Source organism: Rhizobacter sp. P2_H2, from assembly GCF_056403375.1.
In genome coordinates this window covers 1-5,578 of the sequence record NZ_JBFUFP010000292.1, presented here as the reverse complement: position 1 = coordinate 5,578, position 5,578 = coordinate 1, and the positions used below count along the sequence as shown (strand labels likewise).

At 67.7% G+C, this 5,578-nt stretch carries 6 protein-coding genes; 3 read left to right on the top strand and 3 right to left on the bottom strand.

Translation table 11 applies throughout. The features are described 5' to 3' along the window. The coding region (locus AC1D15_RS16150) for a serine/threonine-protein kinase (protein WP_477826762.1) at window positions 1-1,034 on the bottom strand (1,034 nt) is incomplete at its 3' end. Beyond that, entirely contained in the window at window positions 1,027-1,833 is an 807-nt protein-coding gene (locus AC1D15_RS16145) for a hypothetical protein (RefSeq protein ID WP_477826761.1), read from the bottom strand. The genes AC1D15_RS16145 and AC1D15_RS16150, both read right to left, overlap by 8 nt. Window positions 1,834-2,124: 291 nt before the next feature. On the opposite strand from AC1D15_RS16145, the gene AC1D15_RS16140 reads away from it, so the two are divergent. The 3 genes from AC1D15_RS16140 to AC1D15_RS16130 all read left to right on the top strand — a co-directional run bounded on the left by AC1D15_RS16140 (window position 2,125) and on the right by AC1D15_RS16130 (window position 4,374). Next, complete coding sequence (locus AC1D15_RS16140; protein WP_477826760.1) at window positions 2,125-2,694, top strand: dihydrofolate reductase family protein; 570 nt, start codon at window positions 2,125-2,127, stop codon at window positions 2,692-2,694. A 188-nt stretch (window positions 2,695-2,882) separates the two neighbouring features. After that, window positions 2,883-3,152 (top strand): helix-turn-helix domain-containing protein, encoded by a 270-nt coding sequence (locus AC1D15_RS16135; RefSeq protein WP_477826759.1) that lies wholly within the window; start codon window positions 2,883-2,885, stop codon window positions 3,150-3,152. Further along, on the top strand, window positions 3,142-4,374 hold the full coding sequence (locus AC1D15_RS16130; protein ID WP_477826758.1) for a type II toxin-antitoxin system HipA family toxin: 1,233 nt from the start codon (window positions 3,142-3,144) through the stop codon (window positions 4,372-4,374). The genes AC1D15_RS16135 and AC1D15_RS16130 overlap by 11 nt, the downstream gene beginning before the upstream one ends. Window positions 4,375-5,004: 630 nt before the next feature. Here AC1D15_RS16130 and AC1D15_RS16125 read toward each other — a convergent pair. Further along, on the bottom strand, window positions 5,005-5,578 hold a 574-nt coding region (locus AC1D15_RS16125; RefSeq protein WP_477826757.1), incomplete at its 5' end, for a phage tail tip lysozyme.

Sequence of the window (5,578 nt, the reverse complement as noted above, 5' to 3'; positions counted from 1 at the left end):
CCCCAGAGCAGCTTCATCAGATGGTGGCGGGCCGCGTATTCAAGCCAGCTCGGCTTGAGCGAGCGTTCGAATTCACCCACCCTCAGCCGCATTGCACCGGCGGAGCCGTTGAGCCGCAGCGTCAGCAGCCCGTCCGCCAGGACTTCGCAACGCTCGATCACCAGCCCGTCCAGCTCGAGCCAGTCGCCGGCCGCGAGCTTGACGCTCTCACCCGTGGCAGGCAACGTGATCGTTCCACCCTCGATGCTCGAGACGACCGCCGCAACGCCGGTTGCGCTGGCTCGCCGTTCGGCGAATCGCAGCGCCACCGGACGCAGCTCGCTCAGCCGAATGGGTGCGCCGACGGCGCGGCTCAGTGACAGCGACATCGACGAAGCGACGCCGCCGTTCGCGTCGCCGGCCGAAAGGCGAATCCATTCGCCATGGTCGTATCGCCGTTCCTCCGGCACCGCGGCCTCCGACAGGCGCAGCGTGGTGCGCCCACGCAAATCGAACTCCGCCTGCGTGCCGGAACGGGGGCCTTCCAGGCGCAACGAGAGCATCGCGGGATCGGCTTGCACCGTGAGCCGGGTATCGGCCGGCCAACGCAATGTGCTCAGCGTTGCTTCATCGGCGCGCAGAACGATCGCACCGGAGGGATTGGCCATGAAAGCCTGCACGAGGGTCGAGTCGGGAGACGCCAGCAGACTGAAGCCTTCGACCCGGGTGTCGCCACGCAACCCCAGGGGTCCGATCGCCGAGGCACCGGCCATCGCCAGGGTGGCCGAACCGGCCTGCAGTTCGAGTCCCAGCGGGACCGCCGGAACCTGCAAGGTCGCCGCGAGCGTCAGCACGACAGCCACCGCCAACATCGGTGCCAGCACACGCCCCAGGCCGCGTCCAGCCGCAGCGCGCTGCTCCGCGAGCACGTTGTCGACGATGCGCAGTCGCTCCTGGAGATCCTTCAGTTCGGTGAGCGGCGCATCGGGGGTCCGCAAGCGGGCGGCCAATTGCCCGGCCAGCAACTTTCGTTGCGAAGCAAGCTCGTCAGTCATCCAGCGCCCCGAGCACCGTGAATCGGAGCATGGGGAGGGCCTGGCGGCTGTCTGCGTCGACGGCCTGCACATCAACGGCAAAGCCCTTGCCATCGGCGGGCATCGGGATGGCGATGCTCAGCCGTTGCCACGGATAGCGTTGCGCATCCGGCACGTCGATCCAGCGCGCAGGCCCTCCCTCCCCGAGGCGGTAGCTGCGCCACGCGAGCGAGGCGATGCGAACCGAGGCGCGAACCGTGGCCACTGCATCCGGCTGCGCCAGGGCGGAAGCCGAGAGCGCCACCGGAGCCGCAGCCGGGCCACCTGCAGCACCGGTGCGACGCGTCAGTGCGAGGAAGCCCAGGTCGCTCGCTCGCAGGCGTGTTGCACCCAGCATCGGCGCAGGGTCCCAGCTCAGCGGCTGACCCGCCAGCAAGTCCGCCTCGACCCGGTAGAACGGCGATGACGGCATCGGCTGCACCACGAGCCGCAGCGGTGCCCGGGCAGCGGCTTGCAACAGCAACGTGCCTGCGGCCTTCTCTCCCGTCAGTCCGGCACCGCGCGTGAGCGATACCAACTCGACGAACGATTGCGAGACTGTCCTGTCGTAGAAGCCCTCGCAGCGCTCGGGCCCTGCCATCGGACCATACGGCGGCTGGCGCGAGGTGCTCGGGTGCAACGTCGAACAATCGACACCCCATGCCGTCGTCACATGCGCGGCCATCACGATCGCGACCAGCAGGCGGGACAAGCGCTGGCTCACGAGCGCGTGGGAGGCGCCCTCGTGCCAGATGCCGAAAATCCTGTCGACGAAGTCCATGGGTCGCCTGCCGCAGTCTGTCGACGCCTCGGGTCCATGCGCCGCGGGTCAGGCTAGGCGGATGCCTCGCCCCATGCATCCCCAAGAGTAAGTACGGTCAGTCCAGCCGCGCCTCGATGTCTGGGTCGCTGGCGCCAGCGCCCAGCAGTTGCGCCATGACGGCCTGCCCGCCCGCATAGAACTCGCAGAGTGGGGCACAGTCGCAAAAGCTGAAGCGACCCTGTCGATTCTGCTGCTCCTCCTTCGTCGCACAGATACAGCACCATTCTTTCGAGAGCACAGGAGACTCAGATGTCTGCATCGGTACTGTTCATGTCAATGTCGCTCGACGGATATATCGCCGGTCCGAACGACGAGGTCGGCAATCCTGGAGGCGATGCCTTCGACCGGCTGCACGAGTGGTACGGGGACTTCTCCCGGCCGTCTGGGGCCGTCGGAGAATTGTGGGACGAGTGGAACACGCCGGGTTCGATAGTGGCGGGTCGGCGTACCGTGGAGCAAATCGATCACTGGGGCGGTGACAACCACGGTGTCCCGATCTTCGTGCCCAGCCACCGGCCGCCCGGCCCATCTGTCGCGAACTATCCGTTGGTGAGGTATGTGCGCGACGGAATCGAGAGCGCGATGGCTCAGGCGAAGGCCGCCGCCGGCAACCTGAACGTGCTGATGCTCGGCGMGTACACAGCACAACGGGCACTCGAGGCCGGTGTGCTGGACGAGCTGCAGATCCATCAGATCCCAGTGCTGTTCGGTGGCGGCCGTCGGTTGTTCGAGCTGTTGCCTTCGCGGATCGAGCTGGAGATCGTTCGGGTGATCGACACACCGGATGCCACGCACATCCGCTATCGCGTTCGTCGCTGAGCGGGGTGGCGACGAGCTGCTCCTGCTCTCCGTGCGCGCCTGCGACAGAGCCCACGCGATCATCGTCAGCCCRCCACCGGCCACAGGCGGTCCGCCCACGTCGTGACCGACGCATCGAATCCATAGGGCCGAGGAATACTGAAAGTCATAACTTACAATATTGCTACTTCTCCCTATAATTGCAAGTCATGACTGACAGAATTCGCCTTCCGGATGAGTTGGGCCGCGCACTGGGCGAGCACCGGAAAACACTCGGCCTGAGCAAATCCGCGCTGGCCGAGAAGGCAGGAAAAGTCCGCGAAGTCATCTACCGGCTTGAGGCCGGCGAAGACACCACCGTGTCGTCCTTGATGGCCGTGCTGGGTGCGCTGGGCCTCGCACTGCGGCTGGAGCGGGTGGGGCTGCCCACCGCGGATGAAGTCTCACGCCGCTTCCAGGACGACGACGATGCTCCCTGAAAAGATCCGCGCACTCGAAGTCGACATCGGCGGCGCGCCCCATGCGGGGCAACTGCTCAAGGCATCCGCCTATGAGTTCCGCTATCTCGCGCCCGACCCGGAGCAAGCGTCGGTGGCCCTGCTCATGCCGCCGAAGCGGAAACTGACCTGGCAAGACAGCGACCTGTTCGCACCCATGGACCAGAACCTGCCCGAGGGCGACCTGTTCATGCGCATCCGCGAGCTGTTTCCCAAGCAGCCGATGACGCCCATGCACCTGCTGGCGCTGGCCGGCCGCAACGGCATCGGCCGCCTGGGCTACCACCTGCCCGGCGCCCCCGCAGTGGCCGCGCCTCGCGTCATCAGCAAGGCAGAACTGCTCAGCACCCCGTACACGCCCGAGGTGTTCGGCGAGCTCGTGGCAGCCTACCTGAGCACCGGCGCCGGCATCGCAGGCATGCAGCCCAAGATCATGGTGCCCGCGCGGCCCACCGTGCCGGTGCCCTCGCTCATCGTCAAGGCGGCCGGTCCGGGGTATCCGGGTCTCGCGGCCAACGAGTTCCTCTGCCTCTCCACGGCCCGGCGCGCTGGCATTCAGGTGCCCGAGTTCTCGCTCTCCGACGATGGGCAGATGCTGATACTCGATCGAYTCGACATCGTCGCGCACGACGACGGCCGCATCGAGCGCCTCGGCTTCGAGGACATCGCCGCGCTCGCAGGGCTGCGCGTGCGCGACGTGTTGTCCGACCGCAAGTACCAGGGCAGCTACCAGCGCGTGGCCGAGCTGCTTCGCCAGATGCAATTGCACAGCGACAACCTGCATCGCTTCTTCGAGCAGGTGGCCTTGTGCGTCATGGTGCGCAACGGCGACGCCCACCTGAAGAACTTCGGCGTGCTCTACCGCAGCGAGACCCAGGCGTGGCTGGCTCCGCTGTTCGACGTGGTGACGACGTCCATCTACCGCTACACGCGGTACGCAGGTGGCCCCGAGCTGGAAGACAGAACACTCGCGCTCAAGCTCTTCGCCGGCAAGCACGGCAGCAAGGCCTATCCCACCGTCGAAGAGCTGCACGATTTCGGGCGGCGCGTCTGCGGCGTCAGCCAACCCGCCCAGGTGCTCGAGCGCATCGCGCAGGCCATGCGGCAGACGCTGCAGGATGCGCGGCAAGATGCGCGCGTGCCCGCATCACTTCTGCAGGCGATGGAGCCGGCCTGGGAGACGGGCCTGCAGTACGCGGCCTAGGGTCATCGTCTGGCCCTGTACCCAAGCGACTGCCCGTGGCGCCATTGGAGCCGCGGCCGGCCGCCACCGGCCGGGCCTCTGCGTCGCCCTCGTCGATCGACCGCGGGCTGTGGAAATCCCTGCGGCGGTCGCTGCTGTCGGACATCCACCGCCCCGCGCAAGCCTGTGGCACCGAGGCGGTGACCTTGCGTGCCATGGCGAAAGGCGCCAGGCATGGCTCGCGATGTGCCTCTTCGGGGCGCTGATGACGATCGCGTACGACCGCGGCGTGGCTTCGCTCGTCTTGCTCGGCCCCAGGGGACCGTCATCACCGCGGACCTGCTGCGCTTCTTGCGCACCGACCCGGAGGGGAACCTGCCCGACGGCCCGTCGAAGCCATGGATCTCGGCGCCCGGGAACCCGCTGCCCGACATCCAGCTGCTCACGGTCGGGTCGCCACTGCGCCAGCTGAACGCCTTCTGCAGCGGCGACTACGTCGGCCGCTGGCTGTGGGCCGATCACCTGCAGGACGCGACGGGCGAGGTGGGCGAACCAATGGACGGCACCGTGGCGCAACCGCGGCTGGGGACGATGGTGCGGTCGTGCAGGGCGTTGTCCGGCGACAGCCGCACCTCGAGGACTGATGCTCGCTCAGCCCAGCTTCATCGCGTACTCCACCCGCGACGCCATCTGCGGATCGCTCGGCTTCTCGAAACTGTTGCAGAAGGCCGCGGTGGCGCCGGCCACGTCGTTCGTGCCCTTCACCGCGTCGATCGCGCCCTTGTACTCGCCCTGCAGCTCCTGCTTCAGGTAGCCGTAGTTGGCGGCCTGGCTCGACGGGTCGAGCTTGTTGGCCTTGGCGAAATCGATCAGGCCCTGCTTGCGCACCCCGCCCCACTGGGCGATGCCATAGCCGTTGCCGTTGTCGTCGGCCATGTTGCCGTTCGGCCCGCCGATGCCGCCGCCCTGCGTGATGCCGGAATTCATGCCGCCGCTCTCGTGCCACAGGTTGCCGACGATGCCAGCGGCCTGGGCGTCGTTGAGGCCGAAGTCCTTCTTCAGGTTGTCCTTCCACTGCTGCGCGACCTGCAGGCTCTCGCCCGGCTGCAGCGGCTGGGTCTGGGCCGCGCCGCTCAGCGAACCGGCATCGCCGCCGCTGGTGGCCGGCTGGGCCGCCGGCGCCTCGGTCACCGCGACGGGGCCTTGCTCGGGCTGCGGCATCGCC

Bases quoted from the DNA above. Each gene is read 5' to 3' on its own strand.
- AC1D15_RS16145 (WP_477826761.1), bottom strand. From the start codon at position 1,833: ATGGACTTCGTCGACAGGATTTTCGGCATCTGGCACGAGGGCGCCTCC.
- AC1D15_RS16135 (WP_477826759.1), top strand. From the start codon at position 2,883: ATGACTGACAGAATTCGCCTTCCGGATGAGTTGGGCCGCGCACTGGGC.